The sequence below is a fragment of the Burkholderia sp. KCJ3K979 genome (assembly GCF_016759955.1).
GTDB classification, from domain to species: domain Bacteria; phylum Pseudomonadota; class Gammaproteobacteria; order Burkholderiales; family Burkholderiaceae; genus Burkholderia; species Burkholderia orbicola.
In genome coordinates this window covers 16,976-37,791 of sequence record NZ_JACFYV010000031.1, presented here as the reverse complement: position 1 = coordinate 37,791, position 20,816 = coordinate 16,976, and the positions used below count along the sequence as shown (strand labels likewise).

The following is a 20,816-nucleotide window of genomic DNA, read 5'->3' as shown; positions in this document are numbered from 1 at the left end:
GTGCGTACGGTCGCGCGTGAAGCCAGCCGAGGCGCCTTCCCCCGCGCGTGCCCGGCGTACGGCGCGCGTTTTTTCAACCGATCCGCATTGTGACTGCTGTGTCCCGTCAACTGACGCTCGATCTCGGCACGCCGCCGCCCGCCACGTTCGACAACTTCATCATGAGCGACGAGAACGACGAGCTCGTCACGCGCCTGCAGAAGCTCGATCTCGCGCTCGCGGCCGGCCCCGTGCCGGACCGGTCGTTCTACATCTGGGGCGAGCCGGGCAGCGGCCGCACCCACCTGCTGCAGGCGCTCGTGAGCGACGCGTCGTACGGCTATGCGCGCTACCTGACGCCGCAGAGCCCGCTCGGCGCGTTCACGTTCGACCCGCGCATCGGCATCTACGCGATCGACGACTGCGACCGGATGAGCGACACGCAGCAGGTCGCGCTGTTCAACCTGTTCAACGAAGTGCGCGCGCACCCGTCGAGCGCGTTCGTCGCGGCGGGCCCGGCGGCGCCGCTCGCGCTCGACGTGCGCGAGGATCTGCGCACGCGCCTCGGCTGGGGGCTCGTGTTCCACCTGTCGCCGCCGTCCGACGCCGGCAAGATCGCCGTGCTCAAGCTCGCGGCGAAGGAGCGCGGGATCGCGCTCACCGACGACATCGCCGCGTACCTGCTGACCCATTTCCGCCGCGACATGCCGAGCCTGATGGCCCTGCTCGACGCGCTCGACCGCTTCTCGCTCGAGCAAAAGCGAGCGGTCACGCTGCCGCTGCTGCGCCGGATGCTCGCGCGTCCCGGCGACGACATCACACCACCGGGCACGGGCCCGAACCGCTTCGAGTAAAATGCGCTTCCATGACTAATCTGGCACTCTTTGACCTCGATCACACGCTGATCCCGACCGATAGCGACCACGAATGGGGTCGCTTCATGGTGAAGCTCGGCATCGTCGACGCGGAAAGCTTCTCGCGTCAGAACGACCAGTTCTTCGCCGACTACAAGGCCGGCCGGCTCGACATCCACGCGTACCTCACGGCGATGCTCACGCCGCTCGCGAAGTATTCGCGCGCGCAGCTGGCCGAATGGCACGAGCAGTACATGCACGAGGTGATCCGGCCGGCGATGACGCCCGCCGCGCTCGAACTGGTACGCAAGCACCTTGATGCGGGCGACCTGTGCTGCGTCGTGACGGCGACCAACGAATTCATCACGCGCCCGATCGCGACCGCGTTCGGCGTCGACACGCTGATCGCGTGCGAGGTCGAAACGACCGACGGGCATCCCGATTCGCCGTACACGGGCCGGCCGACCGGCACGCCGAGCTATCGCGAAGGCAAGATCGTGCGCACCGAAGCGTGGCTCGCATCGCTCGGCAAGCATTGGGACGACTTCGAACACAGCTATTTCTACAGCGACTCGCACAACGACATCCCGCTGCTCGAGAAAGTCACCGACCCGATCGCGACCAACCCTGACGACACGCTGCGCGCGCATGCAAGCAACCGCGGCTGGCGTATCCTCGATCTCTTCTGAACGTCGTGATCAAAAAATTCATTCGCAAGCTCCTCGGCCAGGACGAAACCGAGCAAACGCATCCCGCAGCGGCCCCGGCCGACAAAGCGGCCCCTGCTGCCCCGCGCACCCCGAAGGGCGCCCGCGGCGGCGGCGCGAAGAAACCGCGCAGCAACCATGAGCCAACCGTCGTGCCGGCCAGCGTGCACGGCATCAACCCGGCGCTGATCTCGAAGAACGCGGTGCGCGTGACCGACACGCTGCAGCAGGCGGGTTTCCGCGCGTTCATCGTCGGCGGCGCCGTGCGCGACCTGCTGCTCGGCATCGCGCCGAAAGATTTCGACGTCGCGACCGACGCGACGCCGACCGAGGTGCAGCGCCTGTTCCGCCGCGCGCGCCTGATCGGCCGCCGCTTCCAGATCGTCCACGTGCAGTTCGGCCAGGACCTGATCGAAGTGTCGACGTTCCGCGCGCTGGTCGACGCGCCGCCCGAGGCGGCCGCGGCCACGGCCGAGCCGCCGCGGCGCCTGAAGCGCGACGAACTCGATCGCCGCACGCATGCGGTCGACGCCAGCGGCCGCGTGCTGCGCGACAACGTGTGGGGCGAGCAGCACGAGGACGCCGCACGCCGCGACTTCACGATCAACGCGATGTACTACGACCCGTCGACGCAGACGGTGCTCGACTACCACGACGGGATGGCCGACGTCCGCGCCCGCCTGTTGCGGATGATCGGCGATCCGGCCACGCGCTTTCGCGAGGATCCGGTGCGGATGCTGCGCGTCGTGCGCTTCGCGGCGAAGCTCGGCTTCGAGATCGAACCGCATACGCGCGAGCCGATCCACGCGCTCGCCGACCTGATCAACAACGTGCCCGCCGCACGCCTGTTCGACGAAATGCTGAAGCTGCTGCTGTCGGGCCACGCGCTCGCGTGCCTGCAGCGGCTGCGCAAGGAAGGCCTGCATCACGGGCTGCTGCCGCTCCTCGACGTCGTGCTCGAACAGCCGCAGGGCGAGAAATTCATCACGCTCGCGCTGAACAACACCGACGCGCGCGTGCGTGCCGGCAAGCCGGTGTCGCCGGGCTTCCTGTTCGCGACGCTGCTGTGGCACGACATGCGCCAGCGCTTCGAGCAATACACGGCCGCGGGCGAAATCCCGGTGCCGGCGCTCCATCGCGCGATGGACGACGTGCTCGACATGCAGACCGAGAAACTCGCGATCCACAAGCGTTATTCGGCCGACATGCGCGAGATCTGGGGCCTGCAGCTGCGCCTCGAGAAGCGCTCGGGCCGCAGCGCGATGCGGCTGCTGGAACACCAAAGGTTTAGAGCGGGGTATGATTTCCTCCTGTTACGCTGCGAATCCGGCGAGCTCGATGCGGAAGTCGGACAGTGGTGGACGGATTTCATCGAAGGCGACGCGGCCGCTCGCGAGGCATTGCTCACGCAGGGCGGCTCGAAGGAAAAATCGCCCCGCAAGCGGCGCCGCCGCGGCGGTGCACGAAACCGCAAGCCGGGTGAAGGTGCCGCCGAGCAGGCACCGGATGCCGCAGGCGGTACCGCGAGCGGTTCCGACGACTGACGCGCGCGCCGGCGAACGACGTAGGAAGTGATGCCATGACGGTTGCATATATCGGACTGGGGGCGAATCTCGGCGATGCGCGCCAGACCCTGAAGGACGCGGTGGTGTGCCTCGCGCAGCAGCGCACCATCTCGATCCTCGGCAAGTCGAGCCTGTATCGCACGGCGCCTTTCGAAGCAGGCGGCGACGACTACTACAACTGCGTCGTCAAGCTCGACACGACGCTGTCGGCCCGCGAGCTGCTCGCGCTCTGCCAGAAGATCGAACATCACTTCGGCCGCGAGCGCCCGTATCGCAATGCGCCGCGCACGCTCGACCTCGACATCCTGCTGTACGGCGCCGATTCGATCGACGAACCCGACCTGATCGTCCCGCACCCGCGCCTCACCGACCGCGCATTCGCGCTCGTGCCGCTCGTCGAGATCGAGCCGGCGCTCGACATCCCCGCGCGCGGCCGTGCCGACGCCTTTCTCGCCGCCGTCGCGGATCAGCGCGTCGAAAAGGTGCAAACCTGCCAGTGCCTGATGCAGAAGGCGCTCGCTGCCGGCGAAGACGCCGACAAGACCCGCTGCCGATGAACTCGACTCCGCTGACCGTCACCGCGCCCGACCTTCGCGCCCCGCACCGCTATCTCGTGATCGAAGGGCCGATCGGCGTCGGCAAGACGTCGCTCGCGCGCCTGCTCGGCGAGCGCTGGTCGATGCAGACGCTGCTCGAGCGCCCGCAGGACAATCCGTTCCTCGAACGCTTCTACCGCGACACCGCGCGCTACGCGCTGCCGGTCCAGCTGTCGTTCGCGCTGCAGCGGGCGCAGCAGGCGCGCGAGCTGATCGGCGCGCTCGAAACCGGCCGCCCCGTCATCGCCGATTTCATGCCGCAGAAGAACGACATCTTCGCGCGGCTGAACCTGCCGGAAGACGAGTGGCAGCTGTATCGCTCGATCGCCACGCACGTCGACGTGCCGCAGGCGCCGTCGCCCGATCTCGTCGTCTATCTGCAGGCCAGCCCCGAAGTGCTGTTCTCGCGCATCCAGAAGCGCGGGCTGCCGATGGAACTGCAGATCAGCGACGCGTACCTGCGCTCGCTGGTCGACGCGTACAACGAATTCTTCTACCACTACGACCGCACGCCGGTGCTGACGGTCGCAGCCGAACACCTGAACCCGCTGGATTCCCCCGAAGATCTCGCCCTGCTGGTCGAGCGCATCGAGACGATGCGCGGCCGCAAGGAATTCTTCGTCAAGGGCGAGACGACGCGCTGACGCGTCCCGCCTGTCGTTCTACCCCCATCGACCCGGATTTCCCATGACCTATCTCCAGGAATCGAGCCGGCCTGCCGTGACGGTACCCAAGCTGCAGGCAATGCGCGACGCCGGCGAGAAGATCGCGATGCTCACGTGCTACGACGCGAGCTTTTCCGCGCTGCTCGATCGCGCCGGCACCGACGTGCTGCTGATCGGCGATTCGCTCGGCAACGTGCTGCAGGGCCACACGACCACGCTGCCCGTGTCGATCGACGACATCGCGTACCACACCGCCTGTGTCGCACGGGCGCAGCCGCGCGCGCTCGTCGTCGCCGATCTGCCGTTCGGCACGTACGGCACGCCGGTCGACGCGTTCGCGAACGCGGTCAAGCTGATGCGCGCGGGCGCGCAGATGGTCAAGCTCGAAGGCGGCGAATGGCTCGCCGACACGATCCGCTTCCTCGTCGAACGCTCGGTGCCCGTCTGTGCGCACCTCGGCCTCACGCCGCAGTCGGTGCATGCGTTCGGCGGCTTCAAGGTTCAGGGCAAGACCGAAGCCGGCGCCGCGCAACTGCTGCGCGATGCGCGCGCGATCGAGGATGCCGGCGCGCAGCTCGTCGTGCTCGAAGCCGTGCCGACGCTCGTCGCGGCCGAGGTCACGCACATGCTGAAGATCCCGACGATCGGCATCGGCGCCGGCGTCGACTGCTCGGGACAGGTGCTCGTGCTGCACGACATGCTCGGCGTATTCCCCGGCAAGCGGCCGCGTTTCGTGAAGGATTTCATGCAGGGGCAGCCGAACATTCAGGCGGCCGTCGAAGCCTACGTGAGCGCGGTGAAGGATCGGTCGTTCCCCGGCCCCGAACACTCGTTCTGACGTGGAAGACCGGATGTAAAAAAGCGCGGCGCCCTTTGCGGGGCGCCGCGCTTTTTCGTTTGTGCGCCGCGTGGATGAACGGGTTCGTCGCGCCGGAGCAAGCATACGGTGCCCCGCTCCGTCACCTCGTCACTTCAGCACCGCGTCGAGCGCACCGCGCAGCGCATTGGTCAGCAGCAGCCCTTGCGCGCGTGCGAGATCGTCGCGCGTCACCACGCGCTCCGCCGCTCCGAATGCGCGATCGTCGAGCAGCACCCCGCGCATCACGCCCGGCAGCACGCCGGACGCCAGCGGCGGCGTCACCCACTGGCCGTCGAGCTTCACGAACAGGTTCGAGCGCCCACCTTCCGTCACCTCGCCGCGCTCGTTGACGAACAGCATGTCGAACCCGCCGAGCGCCTCCGCCACCTGCCACGCGCGGTCGTATTCGGCCCGGCGCGTGGTCTTGTGCAGCAGCAGTGCATCGCTCGCGCGGGTCGGCGCGAAGCCGTGCGCGGCTGCCAGCAGCACGCCGACCGGCCCTGCCGGCAGCGGCTTGAGCGGCGCCGCAACGATCTCGATCGTGCCGTCCTTCGCCAGCGTGAGCTTCATCCGGTACGGGCCGTCGCCGTCGAGCGCCGCACAGCGCGCATCGATCTCGCTGTGTAGCGAGTCAGCATCGAAGCGGAAGCCGAATGCATCGGCGCTGCATTGCAGCCGCGCGAGATGGCGATCGAGATGGCGGATGCCGTCCGCCCGCGTGGCGGCCGTCGTTTCGAACAACTGGAAGCCGGGGTCGGCGTCCGTCAGGAATCGCGCTTTCAATTCGCACTCCGCATATTCGTCGGCCGCGACGCTGTCGAGCACGATGCCCGCGCCAACGCCCATCGTGCCGCGCCGCCGGCCGACGATGGCGGTGCCCGTGCCGTCCGCGCCGTCCGTGTCGTTGTTGTCGACGTCGACCGCATCGAGCGTCAGCGTCCGGATCGCCACCGACAGGCAGAAATCGCCGCAACCGGCCACGCCGCCGGACGCGGCAGCGCCTGCCTGCCCAGCCTCGTCCTTCGGCGCATCGAGCCAGCCGATTGCACCCGTATAGAGCCCGCGCGGCGTCGACTCGATCGCGTCGATCAATTCCATCGTCTTGTACTTCGGCGCACCGGTGATCGATCCGCACGGAAACAGCGCGCGCAGCATCTGCGCGAACGTCGTGCCGTCGCGCCAGCCGGCTTCGACCGTCGACGTCATCTGCCACACCGACGCATACGGCTCGACGGAGAAGAGCGCCGGCACCTTGACGGTGCCCGTGCGCGCGATCCGCGACACGTCGTTGCGCAGCAGATCGACGATCATCACGTTCTCCGCGCGATTCTTCGGATCGCTCGCGAGGAACGCGGCGGCCGCCGCGTCTTCGCGCGGATCGGCCGAACGCGACGCGGTGCCCTTCATCGGCCGCGCGCGCAGCACGTCGCCCTGCTTCTCGACGAACAGCTCGGGCGAGCACGATACGACCCACGCGCCGCCGGGCAGCGCGATCAGCGCGCCGTACCGGACGGGCTGGCGCGCGCGCAGCCGCCGGTACAGCGCGAGCGGCGTGCCGAACACGTCGAAATTCAGCCGGTACGTGTAGTTAACCTGATACGAATCGCCCGCGCGCAGCGCGTCGTGCACCGCGCCGATCGCCGCATCGAACGCATCGCGCGACACGCTCTTCGCGACATGCGCGACACCCGCGATCGACGGCGTGCCGCCGCCGTCCTGCTGCGCGAGCCACGCGTCGACTTCGTCGCGCGACAGCCGCTCGCAGCACGCATACAGCAAAAAGCGCAGCGGGGCATGGCCCGGCTGCGCCCGTTGCAGGTTGCGTCCGAATGCGTAATCGCCGACGACGACCGCATGCAGCCCGTCGCGCAAATCCTGCGCGAGCGCCGCATCGATGGCGTCGAGCTGCGCCGGGTCCGTGCACACGCGTTCGCGCACGAAGCCCGAATACAAACGACTCGACCGCGCGGACGCGGTCGAGTCGCAATCGTCCAAGAGCGCGAACGACGCGCTCTCGTTGCCTTCAGTCATGCCGTTACTCGAAGAAGCTCTTCACACGGTCGAACCAGCTCTTGCTCTGCGGGCTGTGACGCGCACCGCCTTCGGCCAGCGACTTCTCGAACTGCTTGAGCAGGTCGCGCTGCTGGTCGGTCAGCTTCACGGGCGTCTCGACCTGCACGTGCACGTACAGATCGCCCGCGATGCTCGAGCGCAACCCCTTGATGCCCTTGCCGCGCAGGCGGAACGTCTTGCCCGACTGCGTGCCTTCCGGCACCGGGAACGACGCACGGCCGGCCAGCGTCGGCACCTCGATCTCGCCGCCGAGTGCGGCGGTCGTGAACGGGATCGGCATCTGGCAGTGGAGATCGTCGCCGTCGCGCTCGAACACCGAGTGCGGCTTGATGTGGATCTCGACGTACAGGTCGCCCGGCGGCCCGCCGTTGATGCCAGGCTCGCCGTTGCCGGCCGAGCGAATGCGCATCCCGTCGTCGATCCCGGCCGGGATCTTCACTTCGAGCGTCTTGGTTTCCTTCACCTTGCCCGACCCGTGGCAATGCGCGCACGGCTCGGGGATATAGGTGCCCGTGCCGTGACACTTCGGGCAGGTCTGCTGGATGCTGAAGAAGCCCTGCGACATGCGCACCGTGCCCTGGCCATGACAGGTCGGGCAGGTTTCCGGCTTCGTGCCGGGCTTCGCGCCCGACCCGTGGCAAACCTCGCACGACACCCAGCTCGGCACGCGGATCTGCGTGTCGTAGCCATGCGCGGCCTGCTCGAGCGTGATTTCCATGCTGTAGCGCAGGTCGGCGCCGCGGTACACCTGCGGGCCACCGCGGCCGCCGCGCGCGGCGCCGCCCGCAGCCTGGCCGAAGATGTCGCCGAAGATGTCGCCGAATGCATCCGCGAAGCCGCCGAAACCCTGTGCGCCCGCACCGCCCATGTTCGGATCGACGCCCGCGTGGCCGTACTGGTCGTACGCGGCCCGCTTCTGACCATCCGAGAGCATTTCATAGGCTTCCTTCGCCTCCTTGAAATGCTCTTCCGCATCCTTGCTGTCCGGATTGCGGTCAGGGTGATACTTCATCGCAAGCTTGCGATATGCCTTCTTGATTTCGTCGTCGCTCGCATTCTTCGCGACGCCCAGAACCTCGTAGTAATCCCGTTTCGCCATATCGATTCACTGTGCCGCCACGCATCGCGCACGCGGCGGCTCCTTTCGCCCGCAGTAAAGTCTCTCGACTCGTCTGGCGCTGCACCGTCCGCGGACGGCTCGCGCAGCACCCGCCAAAAAACAAATGTGCCCGGAGGGCCGCAAGGCCCGCCAGGCGTGGAGTCGATCCGGCCATCCGGAAGGAAAGACAGACCGCTTGTCAGCCGCGCCGCGCGCGTTTTCGCGCGCGCGGCGTACGGTGTCATTGCAACCCGGCTTAGTCCTTCTTCACTTCCTTGAACTCGGCGTCGACGACGTCGTCGGCAGCCTGTTGCGCACCGCCCGCGTGGGCCGCGCCTTCCGCCGCACCAGCCGCGCCGGCCGCACCCGCCTGCTGGGCCTGCATGTCGGCGTACATCTTCTCGCCGAGCTTCTGCGAAACCTTGCCGAGTTCCTCGACCTTCGCGTCGATCGCCGCCTTGTCGGCCGACGTGTCCTTCAGCACTTCTTCAAGCGACTTCAGCGACGCTTCGATGGCTTCCTTCTCGCCCGCGTCCAGCTTGTCGCCGTACTCGGTCAGCGCCTTCTTCGTGCTGTGCACCAGCGCGTCGCCCTGGTTGCGGGAATCGGCCAGCTCGCGCAGCTTGTGGTCTTCCGCTGCGTTCGCTTCCGCGTCCTTGATCATCTGGTCGATTTCAGCCTCGGACAGCCCCGAGTTCGCCTTGATCGTGATCTTGTTTTCCTTGCCGGTCGCCTTGTCCTTCGCGCCGACGTGCAGGATGCCGTTCGCGTCGATGTCGAAAGTCACTTCGATCTGCGGCACGCCGCGCGGTGCCGGCGGGATGCCTTCGAGGTTGAACTCGCCGAGCAGCTTGTTGCCCGCTGCCATTTCGCGTTCGCCCTGGAACACCTTGATCGTCACGGCGCTCTGGTTGTCGTCGGCCGTCGAGTACACCTGGGCATGCTTCGTCGGGATCGTCGTGTTCTTGTTGATCATCTTCGTCATCACGCCGCCGAGCGTCTCGATACCGAGCGACAGCGGGGTCACGTCGAGCAGCAGCACGTCCTTGCGGTCGCCCGACAGCACCTGGCCCTGGATCGCCGCGCCGACCGCGACGGCTTCGTCCGGGTTCACGTCACGGCGCGGATCCTTGCCGAAGAACTCCTTCACCTTCTCCATGACCTTCGGCATGCGGGTCTGGCCGCCGACCAGGATCACGTCGTCGATGTCCGACACCTTGACGCCTGCGTCCTTGATCGCGATGCGGCACGGTTCGATCGTGCGCTCGACGAGGTCTTCCACCAGCGCTTCCAGCTTCGCGCGGGTGATCTTCAGGTTCAAGTGCTTCGGGCCCGACGCGTCCGCCGTGATGTACGGCAGGTTGATTTCGGTCTGCTGGCCCGACGACAGCTCGATCTTCGCCTTTTCAGCGGCTTCCTTCAGGCGCTGCAGCGCGAGCACGTCCTTCGACAGGTCGACGCCCTGCTCCTTCTTGAACTCGCCGATGATGTAATCGATGATGCGCTGGTCGAAGTCTTCGCCGCCGAGGAACGTGTCGCCGTTGGTCGACAGCACTTCGAACTGCATTTCGCCGTCGACGTCCGCGATCTCGATGATCGACACGTCGAACGTACCGCCGCCGAGGTCATACACGGCGATCTTGCGGTCGCCCTTCTCGGCCTTGTCGAGGCCGAACGCGAGCGCGGCCGCGGTCGGCTCGTTGATGATCCGCTTGACTTCGAGGCCCGCGATGCGGCCGGCGTCCTTGGTCGCCTGGCGCTGACTGTCGTTGAAGTACGCCGGCACCGTGATCACGGCTTCCGTGACCGGCTCGCCGAGGTAGTCTTCGGCCGTCTTCTTCATCTTGCGCAGCACTTCAGCCGAGACCTGCGGCGGCGCGAGCTTTTCGCCGTGCGCTTCGACCCATGCGTCGCCGTTGTCGGCCTTGATGATCGAGTACGGCATCAGGCCGATGTCCTTCTGGACTTCCTTCTCTTCGAAGCGGCGGCCGATCAGGCGCTTCACCGCGAACAGCGTGTTCTTCGGGTTGGTCACCGACTGGCGCTTGGCCGGCGCGCCAACGAGCACTTCGTTGTCGTCCATGTACGCGATGATCGACGGCGTGGTGCGCGCACCTTCCGAGTTCTCGATGACCTTGACCTGGTTGCCTTCCATGATGGCGACGCACGAGTTCGTGGTGCCGAGGTCAATACCGATGATCTTTCCCATTTTTTCCTAATCTCCAGAAATGCTTGTTTGCTGCACGAAACGCCGCGTTTTTGGGCGATTTCGCACGCCAGAATTCAACTCTGTTCCCGAAATGCGTCCGTCCGATCCGTTTTCAAGACCGGACGAGCGATGCGGATATTAAATTTTTTCAATCGTCGCCGGCTAGCGGATCGTGCGGGCCGGCGGCGCGCTCGCCGGCCGGTGTAGCGGCCGCCGCGGCACCGGCCGCCGTGGCGATCTTCCCCCGCGCCGCCGCGACGGCTGCCTGGAACTGCGCGAGGCCATGCCAGCCCGTCGCGCGGCCGAGCCGCTTGCCGCGGTGGAAGAAGAACCACGTCGGCACGCCGTGCAGCCCGAAGCGGCGCCCCAGTTCATGGTGTTCGTACACGTTGCAATGGAACCACTTCAGGCCGAGCGCACGGATCGCGTCGGGCTGGGCGAGCATCGCCTTCTTCGCGATCTCGCAGTTGAAGCAGTCGACGCCCCAGAAGAACACCACGGCCAGCGCATCGCCCGCGCCGCCGACGGCCGCGTCGAACGTGCCGGCGTCGAGCGCCTGCATGTCGAACGCGTCGAACGCGGCCGGATCGACGCCGGCGGGCACCATTTCCGCTGCCTTACTTCGACTGCGCGACGGTGACGAGCGCCGGGCGCAGCACGCGGTCGGCAATCATGTAACCCTTTTGCAGCACGGTGACGACGGTGTTCGGCTCCTGCTCGGCCGGCACCATCGAAATGGCCTGGTGCTGGTGCGGATCGAACTTCTCGCCGACCGGGTTGATCGCGACGACGCGGCCCTTCTCGAGCGCGCTCGTCAACTGGCGCAGCGTCAGCTCGACGCCTTCGCGCACCTTCGCGATGTCGCCGGAGGTATCGTTGACGGCCGCTTCCAGGCTGTCCAGCACGGGCAGCAGGTGTTCCGCGAAGCTCTCGATCGCGAACTTGTGCGCCTTCGACACGTCGTCCTGCGCGCGGCGGCGCACGTTCTCGGTCTCGGCCTTCGCCCGCAGGAAGCTTTCCTGGAGCTCGGCGACCTTGGCTTGAGCCTCCGCGAGTGCCGCGTCGGCAGCTTCGGCAGCGGGTGCGGCGCCTTGCGCCGCCTGCTTCTCGCTGCCGATGTCTTCGGCCGATGGGGTAGTCGGGTTCTCTTGCGTGTTTTCCATGTCGCTGAAAGTCGATTAGAGGTTGAAGCCAAATCGGCAACCGTCGGACGTATACCCGGCGGCACCGCACATTACTGGTGCAAATAAGGGCGAAAACTGCGATTTCAAGAGGGTCTTTCGCCGGCATTCGCCAATGCCGCGAAACAACCGCGCACTTTCCGGTGCAGGCGTCGCATAGTCCGCCGGATCGGGCGAAACGGCCTGTAACAACGCTTACCGGGCAAGGACTAGCTCCGCACAGGCCGGCTGCACTACACTCCATTCAAGCGTCGGAAAGCGTGTTTACCCTGAGCTGACCGTCGCCTGACATCCACCTGGCGCCGTTTTCACCCTTGTTGTCGAGGGGAGTACCGTGAAACTGACCTTTGCGATATCGGTGGTCGCGCTGGTACTCATTGCCGGCACCACCACCATCTGCCTGTCGGGAGCCGTCACCGACCGCACGACCGAATACGGAAGCGCGCGGGCGACGTTCGACCAGATGTTCAGCTCCCACCAGAAAATCTGTCGATGATGCGCCGGTCGCGCTTCGTCGGCCGGCCGTGCAGTTCGGCCGCCGGCTCGCGATACGTGCGGCGCCGCTCCAGTTCGGCGAGCCGCGCGGCCCGCCCCGCTTCCGTTTCCTCGTAAAGCGTCTGCGCGACGCTCGCGGGCCCGCGCACGTCGCACACGCCCAGCACGGCAATGTGCCAGACGATGCCGTCGATCGCAATCTCCACCTCGTCGCCGACCCGCACGTCCTTCGACGGCTTGACCGCCGCGCCGCCGATCTTCACGTGCCCCTTGTCGACCGCATCGGTCGCGAGCGAGCGCGTCTTGAAGAACCGGGCCGCCCACAGCCATTTGTCGATCCGCAGCTTCGCGCCCGGCTCCGTGGAAATCTTGTAGTTCATGTCAGTCTCCGCCGGGCCGCCCTGCAAAGGCCGGCCGCGCCTTCGGGCGGCAGCGGGTGCAGTGGACGCGGCAGTCGTTTCATCTCAGTTGACCGGTTCGGGCTGCGCAGCCTTGACGGGCCAGCCCTGCAGATTCTCCGCGACGATCTCGCCGAGCGCGCCGATCCACGCGGACGCGCCGTTCAGGCACGGAATCCGGTGGAAAGTCTTGCCGCCGCCGGCGAGGAACTCGTCGCGCACCTCCATGCCGATTTCCTCGATCGTCTCCAGGCAATCGGCCGTGAAGCCGGGACAGAACACGTCGGCGCGCCGCACGCCGGCCTCGCCGAATTCGCGCAGCGTCGGCGCGGTGTACGGCTGCAGCCATTCGGCCTTGCCGAAGCGCGACTGGAACGTGACGCGGCATTCGGTGGTCGACAACCCCAGCGCGGCCATCAGCAAGGCGCCCGTCTGCTGACACTGGTCGTGATACGGGTCGCCGAGATCGAGCGTGCGCTTGGGCACGCCATGGAAACTCAGCACCAGCTTGTCGCCGCCCGCGAAATCGGGCCGGCCGTGCTGCACCCAGTACTGGCGCACCTGCTCGGCCAGCGCATGGATATAGGCCGGATGGTCGGCGTAGTGCCGCACCGTGCGCACTTCCGGCTGATTGCGCATGCGCGCCAGCGCGTCGAACGCGGCATCGAAGGCGGTGGCCGTGGTCGACGCCGAGTATTGCGGATACATCGGCATCAGCAGCACGCGCTCGACGCCGGCGCGCTTGAACTGCGTGAGCGCATGCGAAATGTTCGGGCTGCCGTAGCGCATCGCGTAGTCCACCATCACGTGATAGCCGTTCGACGTGAGCAGATGCCGCACGCTGTCGGTCTGGCGCTCGGTGTATACGCGCAGCGGCGAACCCTCGGGCATCCAGACGGCCGCGTATTTCTTCGCGGACGCGCGGCCGCGCAGCGGCAGGATCAGCGTGCGCAGCAGCACCTGCCAGACGGCCTGCGGGATTTCGACGACCCGCGGGTCCGACAGGAATTCGGCCAGGTAGCGCCGTACGGCGCGCGGCGTGGGCGCGTCGGGTGTGCCGAGATTGATCAGCAGCACACCGATGCGATGGGCGGCCGCGACGCTCGAAGGCGGCTCAAGATCGAAACGCATGGGCAAGAACGTGCTCGAGGCACGGGACCGGACGGTCCTCGATTATAGCGGGCCGCCCCGTGCCGTTCGGCCGACTGTCGCCGCGAGCGGCGGCGCGGCACGATAGCGGGGCGGGATCTGGCCGGCGATTGCCCGCCACCGCCGGCGGGTCACCGGTTATTGCTGGCTCAGCGTGAGCGACAGCAGGCGCGCGGTGATGTCGACGATCGGGATCACGCGGTTGTACGCCATGCGGGTCGGGCCGATCACGCCGAGCGTGCCGACGATCTGCCCGTTCACCTCGTACGGCGCGGTGACGACGCTCATTTCCTCGATCGGCACGAGCGTCGATTCGCCGCCGATGAAGATCTGCACGCCCTGGGCGTGGCTCGACACGTCGAGCAGTTGCAGGAGGCCCGTCTTTTGGTCGAATACGTCGAACAGCTTGCGCAGCCGCGCCATGTCGGAAGAAAGATCCGCCACCTCGAGCAGGTTGCGCTCGCCGGAAATCAGCACGGTGTCCTCGGTGTCGGGCACCTCGGTGCTGGCCGTCACGGCCGCGTGCATCAGCGTCGTCATGTCGCCGCGCAACTGGTCGATCTCGTCGCGCAGGCGGCGGCGCACCTCGTCGAACGACAGGCCGGCGAAATGCGCATTGATGTAGTTGGACGCCTCGGTCAGCTGCGACGGCGAATAGTCGCGCGGCGTCGCGAGCATGCGGTTCTGCACGTCGCCCTCGGGCGTGACGATGATCAGCAGGATGCGCTTGTCGGACAGGCGCATGAACTCGATCTGCTTGAACACGTGGCTGCGGCGCGGCGTCAGCACGACGCCCGCGAACTGCGACAGGTTCGACAGCACGCTCGCGGCAGCCGCGACCACCCGCTGCTGCGGCTCGCCGGCCTGCAGCGTGTTCTGCACCTGGCGCGCGACGGCCTCGGCGTCGATCGGCGCCTCGACCGTCAGCATCGTATCGACGAACAGCCGGTACCCGCGCGGCGTCGGAATGCGGCCGGCCGACGTGTGCGGGCTCGACACGAGGCCGAGTTCCTCCAGGTCGGACATCACGTTGCGGATCGTCGCCGGGCTCAGCTCGAGCCCGGAGTAACGGGACAACGTGCGCGAGCCGACCGGCTGACCGTCGGCGATATACCGTTCGATCAGGGTTTTCAGGAGGGTTCGTGCGCGAGGATCTAGCATGGTGGAAAATTTTAGCGCAACCGCGCGACTGCGGCGAGTACCGTCGGCCACCGTTGCGCGGGGCGGCCCGATCCGGCCCCGTCGGCGCACAGCCGGTTCTTTTCGTCAACGAGCTATGGTGTAATGCCGGCATGAAAACCGGTAATCAGTTCAAGACTGTCGCGCTCGTCGGCCGGAGCAACACGCCCGGCATCGCCGAACCGCTCGCCACGCTGGCGGACAGCATCGCCACGCTCGGCTTCGAGGTCGTCTTCGAAGGCGATACCGCGCGGGAAATCGGCATCGCCGGCTATCCGGCGCTCACCCCGGCCGAAATCGGGGCACGAGCGGACGTGGCGATCGTGCTCGGCGGCGACGGTACGATGCTCGGCATCGGCCGCCAGCTCGCGCCGTACCGGACCCCGCTGATCGGCATCAACCACGGGCGGCTCGGCTTCATCACCGACATCGCGGCATCCGACATGCAGGCGCTCGTGCCCGTGATGCTGGCCGGCAAGTTCGAGCGCGAGGAGCGTTCGCTGCTCGAGGCGCGGATCGTGCGCGACGGCGAACCGATCTACCACGCGCTCGCGTTCAACGACGTCGTCGTGAACCGCAGCGGCTTCTCCGGGATGGTCGAGCTGCGCGCGTCGGTCGACGGCCGCTACATGTACAACCAGCGCTCGGACGGCCTGATCGTCGCGACGCCCACCGGCTCGACCGCGTACGCGCTGTCGTCGGCCGGCCCGATCCTCCATCCGCAGCTGGCGGGCGTCGTGCTCGTGCCGATCGCGCCGCACGCGCTGTCGAACCGGCCGATCGTGCTGCCCGACGATTCGAAGATCGCGATCCAGATCGTCGGCGGCCGCGACGTCAACGTGAACTTCGACATGCAGTCGTTCACGTCGCTCGAACTGAACGATACGATCGAGGTGCGCCGCTCGAAGCACACGGTGCCGTTCCTGCACCCGATCGGTTACAGCTACTACACGACGCTGCGCAAGAAGCTGCACTGGAACGAACACGCATCGAACGAAGACGACAAGGCGTCCTGACGCCGCTGCTCCCGACACCATGCTCCGCCACCTCTCGATCCGCGACTTCGTCATCGTCGCCGCGCTCGATCTCGAATTCGACAGCGGCTTTTCCGTCTTTTCCGGCGAAACCGGCGCCGGTAAATCGATCCTGATCGACGCCCTGGCCCTCGCGCTCGGCGAACGCGCCGACGCGAGCGTCGTGCGCACCGGCTGCGGTCGCGCCGACATCACGGCCGAATTCACGCCGCACGACCGCGTCGCGCGCTGGCTCGACGAACACGCGTTCGACGCCGAGGACAGCGTGATGCTGCGCCGCGTGATCGACGCGAACGGCCGTTCGCGCGCATTCATCAACGGCACCAGCGCGACGCTCGCGCAACTGCGCGAACTCGGCGAGATGCTCGTCGACATCCACGGCCAGCACGCGCACCAGCTGCTGATGCGGCCCGACGCGCAGCGCGAGCTGTTCGACACGCATGCGGGGCTCGTCGCCGATGCCGCGAACGTCGCGCGCGCGTGGCGCGTATGGCGCGACGCGACGCAGGCGATCGACGCCGCGAAGGCGCACGAGCGCGAACTGCAGCTCGAGCGCGAAAAGCTCGCGTGGCAGCTCGCCGAACTCGACAAGCTCGCGCCGCAAGCCGGCGAATGGGACGAAGTCAGCAACGAACACAAGCGCCTGTCGCATTCGGCGAACCTGATCGAAGGCGTGCGCGGCGCGCTCAACGCGCTGTCCGAGTCCGACGACGCGATGCTCGCGCAGCTCGGCGCGATCGTGTCGAAGCTGCGCAGCCTGGCCGACTACGACACCGCGCTCGGCGATGCGCTCGCGTCGCTGGAGCCGGCCGAGATCCAGTTGCAGGAAGCCGTCTATTCGCTGTCGCATTACGCACAGCGCGTCGATCTCGACCCGGAGCGGCTCGCGCAGGTCGAAACGCGTCTCGACGCGCTGCACTCGACCGCCCGCAAGTTCCGGCTGCCGCCCGACACGCTGCACGAAGAGCATGCGGCGCGCCGCGCGCAACTCGCCGCGCTCGACGCGGCCGCCGATCTCGGCGCGCTCGAGGCGGCGCAGGCCAAGGCGCGGGAAGCCTATCTCGCCGATGCCAAACGCCTGTCGAAGGCGCGCGCACAGGCGGCCAAGGCGCTCGGCACGGCCGTCACGGCCGGCATGCAGGAATTGTCGATGGCGGGCGGGAGCTTCGAAGTCGCGCTCGTGCCGCTCGCCGACGGCGGCCCGCACGGGCTCGAACAGGTCGAGTTCCGCGTGGCCGGGCACCCGGGCGTGCCGCTGCGGCCGCTCGCGAAGGTCGCGTCGGGCGGCGAGCTCGCGCGGATCAGCCTCGCGCTCGCGGTGATCGCCAGCGCGGCGAGCCCGACGCCGACGCTGATCTTCGACGAAGTCGACACGGGGATCGGCGGCGGCGTCGCCGAAGTGGTCGGCCGCCTGCTGCACCAGCTCGGCCGCGACCGCCAGGTGCTGTGCGTGACGCACCTGCCGCAGGTCGCCGCGCGCGGCGACCATCATTTCCAGGTCGCGAAAGGCGCCGACGAGCGCGGCGGCACGGTGTCGTCGGTCGTCGCGCTCGACAAGGCGAGCCGCGTCGAGGAAGTCGCGCGGATGCTCGGCGGGCTCGAAATCACGGCCACCACACGCAAGCACGCGAAGGAAATGCTGGCGGCCTGACGCTGGCACCGCGTTGGCCGAATGCAGGAAGACCGGCGTGTGCGCCGGTCTTTTTTCACGGACGGACGATCGGCCGCTCGATCGCATCCGCCTTGCGCCGCCGAATCGTCCGTGGAATTCGAACGCGCGCCTCAAACGCCCGTTTCAGCCGCCCTGAACATCAACGGCCCCGAACACGCGCTCCCACAGCGCCGTCACGGCCGCCCGCTCGTCGGCCACCACTGCCGGATCGACGCGTGCCTTCTCCATCCCGTCGAGCCGCAGCTTGTGCTGGAGCTTCCGGTACTTGCGGTACGCCGCGCCGACACGCTCGGCCTCGTCCTCGCCCATCAGCCCGAAACGCGCGACCTCGCGCAGCAGCGCGATGTTGCCGGTATTGCGGATCAGCTCGGCGTCGCTCGACGCATGCAGCAGCACCCAGTACTGGACGATGAACTCGATGTCGACCATCCCGCCGCGATCGTGCTTCAGGTCGAACAGCTCGGTGTGGTTCGGATGGCCGGCGAACACCTTGCCGCGCATGTCGACGATCTCCTTCGCGAGCACGCCGCCGTCGCGCGGCGTCGTCAGCACCTGCTGGCGGATCGCCTCGAAAGCCGCGCCGATCTGCGCGTCGCCCGCGCTGTAGCGGGCGCGCGTCAGCGCCTGGTGCTCCCACACCCACGCGGTGTTCGCCGCATCGCCCTCGCGCAACTGGTAGCGGCGGAACGCGTCGAGATCGGTGACGAGCAGCCCGGCCTCGCCGTTCGGCCGCAGCCGCAGGTCGATGTCGAACAGCGCGCCCGCGCCGGTCGCGGTCGTGAGCCACGTGATCAGGCGCCGCGTGAAGGTCGTGTAGACGTCCGCCGAGCGCTCGTCCGGGTCGTCGTACAGGAAGATCAGGTCGAGATCCGACGCGTAGCCGAGCTCCTTGCCGCCCAGCTTGCCGTACGCGATCACCGCGAACTTCGGCACGTCGCGGTGGCGCTTCGCGAGCTGCGACCAGACGACTTCGATCGTCACGTCGAGCACCGCGTCGGCCAGCTCGGACAGCCGGTCGCTCACATGCTCGACCGACAGTTGCCCGGCCAGGTCGATCAGCAGGATCCGGAACACCTCCGCGTGCTGCGCGTGGCGCAGCAGGTCCATCTGCTGCTCGGGGCCGTCGGCCGCCGCGAGCCGCGCGCGCAGCGCATCCTTGAACGCGGGCCAGTCGAATGGGCTCGCGATCGCCTCGTCATCGAGCAATTCGTCGAGCAGCTGCGGGTGGCGGATCAGGTAGCCGCCGCCCCAGCGCGTCGCGCCGAGCACCGACAGCACACGGTCGAGCGCCGCCGGATATTCGGTCAGCAGCGCGAGATAGACGCCGCGCCGGCTCACCGTCTCGAGCAGATCGAACAGGCGCACGATCGTGTCGTCGCGGCGCGCGGCGTCGATCGTCGGCGCGGCGTCGAGCGCGCGCTGCGCGACGCTGTCGAAGCGCTGCCGGCTCTTTTCCGGCAGCCCGGTATAGCGCGACGACTGCCAGATCGCGCGCAGCCGCGCGAGCACGGCGGCCGGATCGGCGAACCCGAGGCCGTCGAGGCGCGCGACCAGCGCGTCGTCCTCGCCGTCGTCGGCCAGCGCGCCGCTCCAGATCCACGCGGCTGCCGTGTCGTCACCCGCCGTGCAAGGGCCGCCGCCCTTCACCTTGTCCGCGAAGATCTGGTCGAACTGCGCCTCGACGAAGTTCCGGTGTTCGTCCAGCACCGTCATCAGCGCCGCATAGTCGGCAAAACCGAGCGACGCGGCCAGCGCCGCGCGCTCGTCGGGTTCGACCGGCATCGCGTGCGTCTGCGCATCGTTGCGGTACTGCAGCCGGTGCTCGAGCGTGCGCAGGAAATTGTAGGCATCGGTCAGGCGCGCGCACACGTCGTCGCCGATCAGCCCGCGCGCCTGCGCATGCCGCAGCACCGCGAGCGTCGGCCGCACGCGGAATTCCGCATCCTGGCCGCCGCGGATCAGCTGGAATACCTGCGCGCTGAACTCGATCTCGCGGATCCCGCCGCGCCCGAGCTTGATGTCGTCGGCCTTGTCGGGCCGCATCGACGCGCGCCGCGCGGCTTCGTGCCGGATCTGCTGGTGCAGCGAACGGATCGCACCGATCACGCCGAAATCGAGATAGCGACGGTAGACGAACGGCTTGACGATCGATTCCAGCTGCGCCGCCAGCCGCTGCGCGGCGTCGCTGTCGCCTTCCGACACGAGCCGCCCCTTGATCCACGCATAGCGCTCCCACTCGCGCCCCTGCACGTAGAAATATTCCTCGAGCATGCCGATGCTGCAGACGAGCGGCCCCGAATCGCCGTTCGGGCGCAGCCGCATGTCGACGCGAAACACGTAGCCGTCGGCCGTGACCTCGGACAGCACGCCGATCAGGCGCCGGCCGAGCCGCGTGAAGTATTCCTGCGTGGACAGCGGCGACCGCGTGCCGCCGGTGGTTTCGCCGTCGTCCTCGTAGACGAAGATCAGGTCGATGTCCGACGACACGTTCAACTCGCGGCCGCCGAGCTTGCCCATCCCGACCACGCCGAGCACGACGCGCTGGCCGTCGGCGCCGCGCGGCTCGCCGTACAGCGCCTCGAGTTCGGCCGACAGCAGCGCGAGCGAGCGCTGCACGGCCACTTCGGCGAGATCGGTCATCGCGCCGGTGACCTCGGCGACGTCCGCCAGCCCGCGCAGGTCGCGTTCCGCGACCGCGCCGAACGCCTCGGCGCGCAACTGCCGCAGCGCGCGCTTCAGTTGCTCCTCGCCCGGCGCGGCCGTGCCGGCGGGCGTCGCGAGCAGCTCGGTCAGGCGCGCGTCGAGCTGCGCGCGGCCGAGCGGCGCGGCCGCCCACGCGGCAATCTGTTCGGCCAGCGCGGGCCGCGCGGCAGCCGCGCGGGCAAGGTATCGGGAATAGGACGTGCTGATCAGGGCGGATGCGTCGGTCATCGAGAAGCGGCCTGGCGGAAAAGGCCGGCCGGCAGCGAACCGGCGTGTGCGCCCCCCGCTGCCGGCCAGCCTCATGGACTCGGCGCGGCCCCGCCGGACGCGCACGCGCCCGTCGCGACACCGCGCGCCGGAAAGCCCGTGCCGTGCTGCCCCCAACGGCCGCCGGCACGA

18 protein-coding genes are annotated in these 20,816 nt (G+C 67.9%); 9 read left to right on the top strand and 9 right to left on the bottom strand.

Going from position 1 to position 20,816, the window contains the following annotated elements:
* Positions 1 to 98: 98 nt before the first annotated feature.
* Genes hda through panB form a run of 6 tightly spaced genes read left to right on the top strand, consistent with a single transcriptional unit; the run spans position 99 to position 5,204 of the window.
* Positions 99 to 833 (top strand): DnaA regulatory inactivator Hda, encoded by a 735-nt coding sequence (gene hda / locus H3O04_RS10220; RefSeq protein ID WP_012327945.1) that lies wholly within the window; start codon positions 99 to 101, stop codon positions 831 to 833.
* Positions 834 to 844: 11 nt separating this feature from the next.
* On the top strand, positions 845 to 1,522 hold the full coding sequence (locus H3O04_RS10215) for an HAD family hydrolase (RefSeq protein ID WP_043888533.1): 678 nt from the start codon (positions 845 to 847) through the stop codon (positions 1,520 to 1,522).
* A gap of 5 nt (positions 1,523 to 1,527) precedes the next feature.
* Complete coding sequence (gene pcnB, locus H3O04_RS10210; protein ID WP_202587617.1) at positions 1,528 to 3,084, top strand: polynucleotide adenylyltransferase PcnB; 1,557 nt, start codon at positions 1,528 to 1,530, stop codon at positions 3,082 to 3,084.
* Positions 3,085 to 3,119: 35 nt separating this feature from the next.
* Positions 3,120 to 3,662, top strand: a complete 543-nt coding sequence (gene folK, locus H3O04_RS10205; protein ID WP_023477677.1) for a 2-amino-4-hydroxy-6-hydroxymethyldihydropteridine diphosphokinase — start codon at positions 3,120 to 3,122, stop codon at positions 3,660 to 3,662.
* Complete coding sequence (locus tag H3O04_RS10200) at positions 3,659 to 4,345, top strand: deoxynucleoside kinase (protein WP_023477678.1); 687 nt, start codon at positions 3,659 to 3,661, stop codon at positions 4,343 to 4,345. Before folK ends, H3O04_RS10200 begins: the two co-directional genes overlap by 4 nt.
* Before the next feature lie 43 nt (positions 4,346 to 4,388).
* Positions 4,389 to 5,204, top strand: a complete 816-nt coding sequence (panB, locus tag H3O04_RS10195; protein ID WP_006476834.1) for a 3-methyl-2-oxobutanoate hydroxymethyltransferase — start codon at positions 4,389 to 4,391, stop codon at positions 5,202 to 5,204.
* Positions 5,205 to 5,333: 129 nt separating this feature from the next.
* Here the strand turns inward: panB and H3O04_RS10190 are convergent, their stop codons facing one another.
* From H3O04_RS10190 to grpE, 5 genes are all read right to left on the bottom strand, one after another.
* Positions 5,334 to 7,256 (bottom strand): chorismate-binding protein, encoded by a 1,923-nt coding sequence (locus tag H3O04_RS10190; RefSeq protein WP_202587616.1) that lies wholly within the window; start codon positions 7,254 to 7,256, stop codon positions 5,334 to 5,336.
* Positions 7,257 to 7,260: 4 nt separating this feature from the next.
* The gene (gene dnaJ, locus H3O04_RS10185; protein WP_006476837.1) at positions 7,261 to 8,397 is read right to left on the bottom strand and encodes a molecular chaperone DnaJ; all 1,137 of its coding nucleotides are present in this window, start codon (positions 8,395 to 8,397) and stop codon (positions 7,261 to 7,263) included.
* A 256-nt stretch (positions 8,398 to 8,653) separates the two neighbouring features.
* Positions 8,654 to 10,606: a molecular chaperone DnaK gene (dnaK, locus tag H3O04_RS10180; protein ID WP_023477680.1), complete on the bottom strand. Its 1,953-nt coding sequence runs from the start codon at positions 10,604 to 10,606 to the stop codon at positions 8,654 to 8,656.
* Positions 10,607 to 10,754: 148 nt separating this feature from the next.
* Positions 10,755 to 11,213 (bottom strand): thioredoxin family protein, encoded by a 459-nt coding sequence (locus H3O04_RS10175; protein WP_202587615.1) that lies wholly within the window; start codon positions 11,211 to 11,213, stop codon positions 10,755 to 10,757.
* Between the two features lie 10 nt (positions 11,214 to 11,223).
* On the bottom strand, positions 11,224 to 11,769 hold the full coding sequence (gene grpE, locus H3O04_RS10170; RefSeq protein ID WP_023477682.1) for a nucleotide exchange factor GrpE: 546 nt from the start codon (positions 11,767 to 11,769) through the stop codon (positions 11,224 to 11,226).
* A gap of 352 nt (positions 11,770 to 12,121) precedes the next feature.
* On the opposite strand from grpE, the gene H3O04_RS10165 reads away from it, so the two are divergent.
* Entirely contained in the window at positions 12,122 to 12,283 is a 162-nt protein-coding gene (locus H3O04_RS10165) for a hypothetical protein (RefSeq protein WP_006476841.1), read from the top strand.
* On the opposite strand, the gene H3O04_RS10160 is transcribed toward H3O04_RS10165, so the two are convergent.
* From H3O04_RS10160 to hrcA, 3 genes are all read right to left on the bottom strand, one after another.
* Positions 12,255 to 12,662, bottom strand: a complete 408-nt coding sequence (locus H3O04_RS10160; RefSeq protein WP_202587614.1) for an RNA-binding S4 domain-containing protein — start codon at positions 12,660 to 12,662, stop codon at positions 12,255 to 12,257. The genes H3O04_RS10165 and H3O04_RS10160 overlap by 29 nt on opposite strands.
* Before the next feature lie 84 nt (positions 12,663 to 12,746).
* Positions 12,747 to 13,811: a ferrochelatase gene (gene hemH, locus H3O04_RS10155; RefSeq protein ID WP_202587613.1), complete on the bottom strand. Its 1,065-nt coding sequence runs from the start codon at positions 13,809 to 13,811 to the stop codon at positions 12,747 to 12,749.
* Positions 13,812 to 13,967: 156 nt separating this feature from the next.
* Complete coding sequence (hrcA, locus tag H3O04_RS10150; RefSeq protein ID WP_027783618.1) at positions 13,968 to 14,990, bottom strand: heat-inducible transcriptional repressor HrcA; 1,023 nt, start codon at positions 14,988 to 14,990, stop codon at positions 13,968 to 13,970.
* 131 nt (positions 14,991 to 15,121) lie between these two features.
* On the opposite strand from hrcA, the gene H3O04_RS10145 reads away from it, so the two are divergent.
* Together H3O04_RS10145 and recN are read left to right on the top strand one after the other, a co-directional pair.
* Complete coding sequence (locus H3O04_RS10145; protein WP_011544636.1) at positions 15,122 to 16,024, top strand: NAD kinase; 903 nt, start codon at positions 15,122 to 15,124, stop codon at positions 16,022 to 16,024.
* Between the two features lie 19 nt (positions 16,025 to 16,043).
* Entirely contained in the window at positions 16,044 to 17,693 is a 1,650-nt protein-coding gene (gene recN, locus H3O04_RS10140) for a DNA repair protein RecN (RefSeq protein ID WP_012327939.1), read from the top strand.
* Positions 17,694 to 17,837: 144 nt separating this feature from the next.
* On the opposite strand, the gene glnE is transcribed toward recN, so the two are convergent.
* A complete protein-coding gene (gene glnE, locus H3O04_RS10135) occupies positions 17,838 to 20,645 on the bottom strand; it encodes a bifunctional [glutamate--ammonia ligase]-adenylyl-L-tyrosine phosphorylase/[glutamate--ammonia-ligase] adenylyltransferase (protein WP_054927381.1) in 2,808 nt (935 codons plus the stop codon).
* Between the last annotated feature and the right edge of the window lie 171 nt (positions 20,646 to 20,816).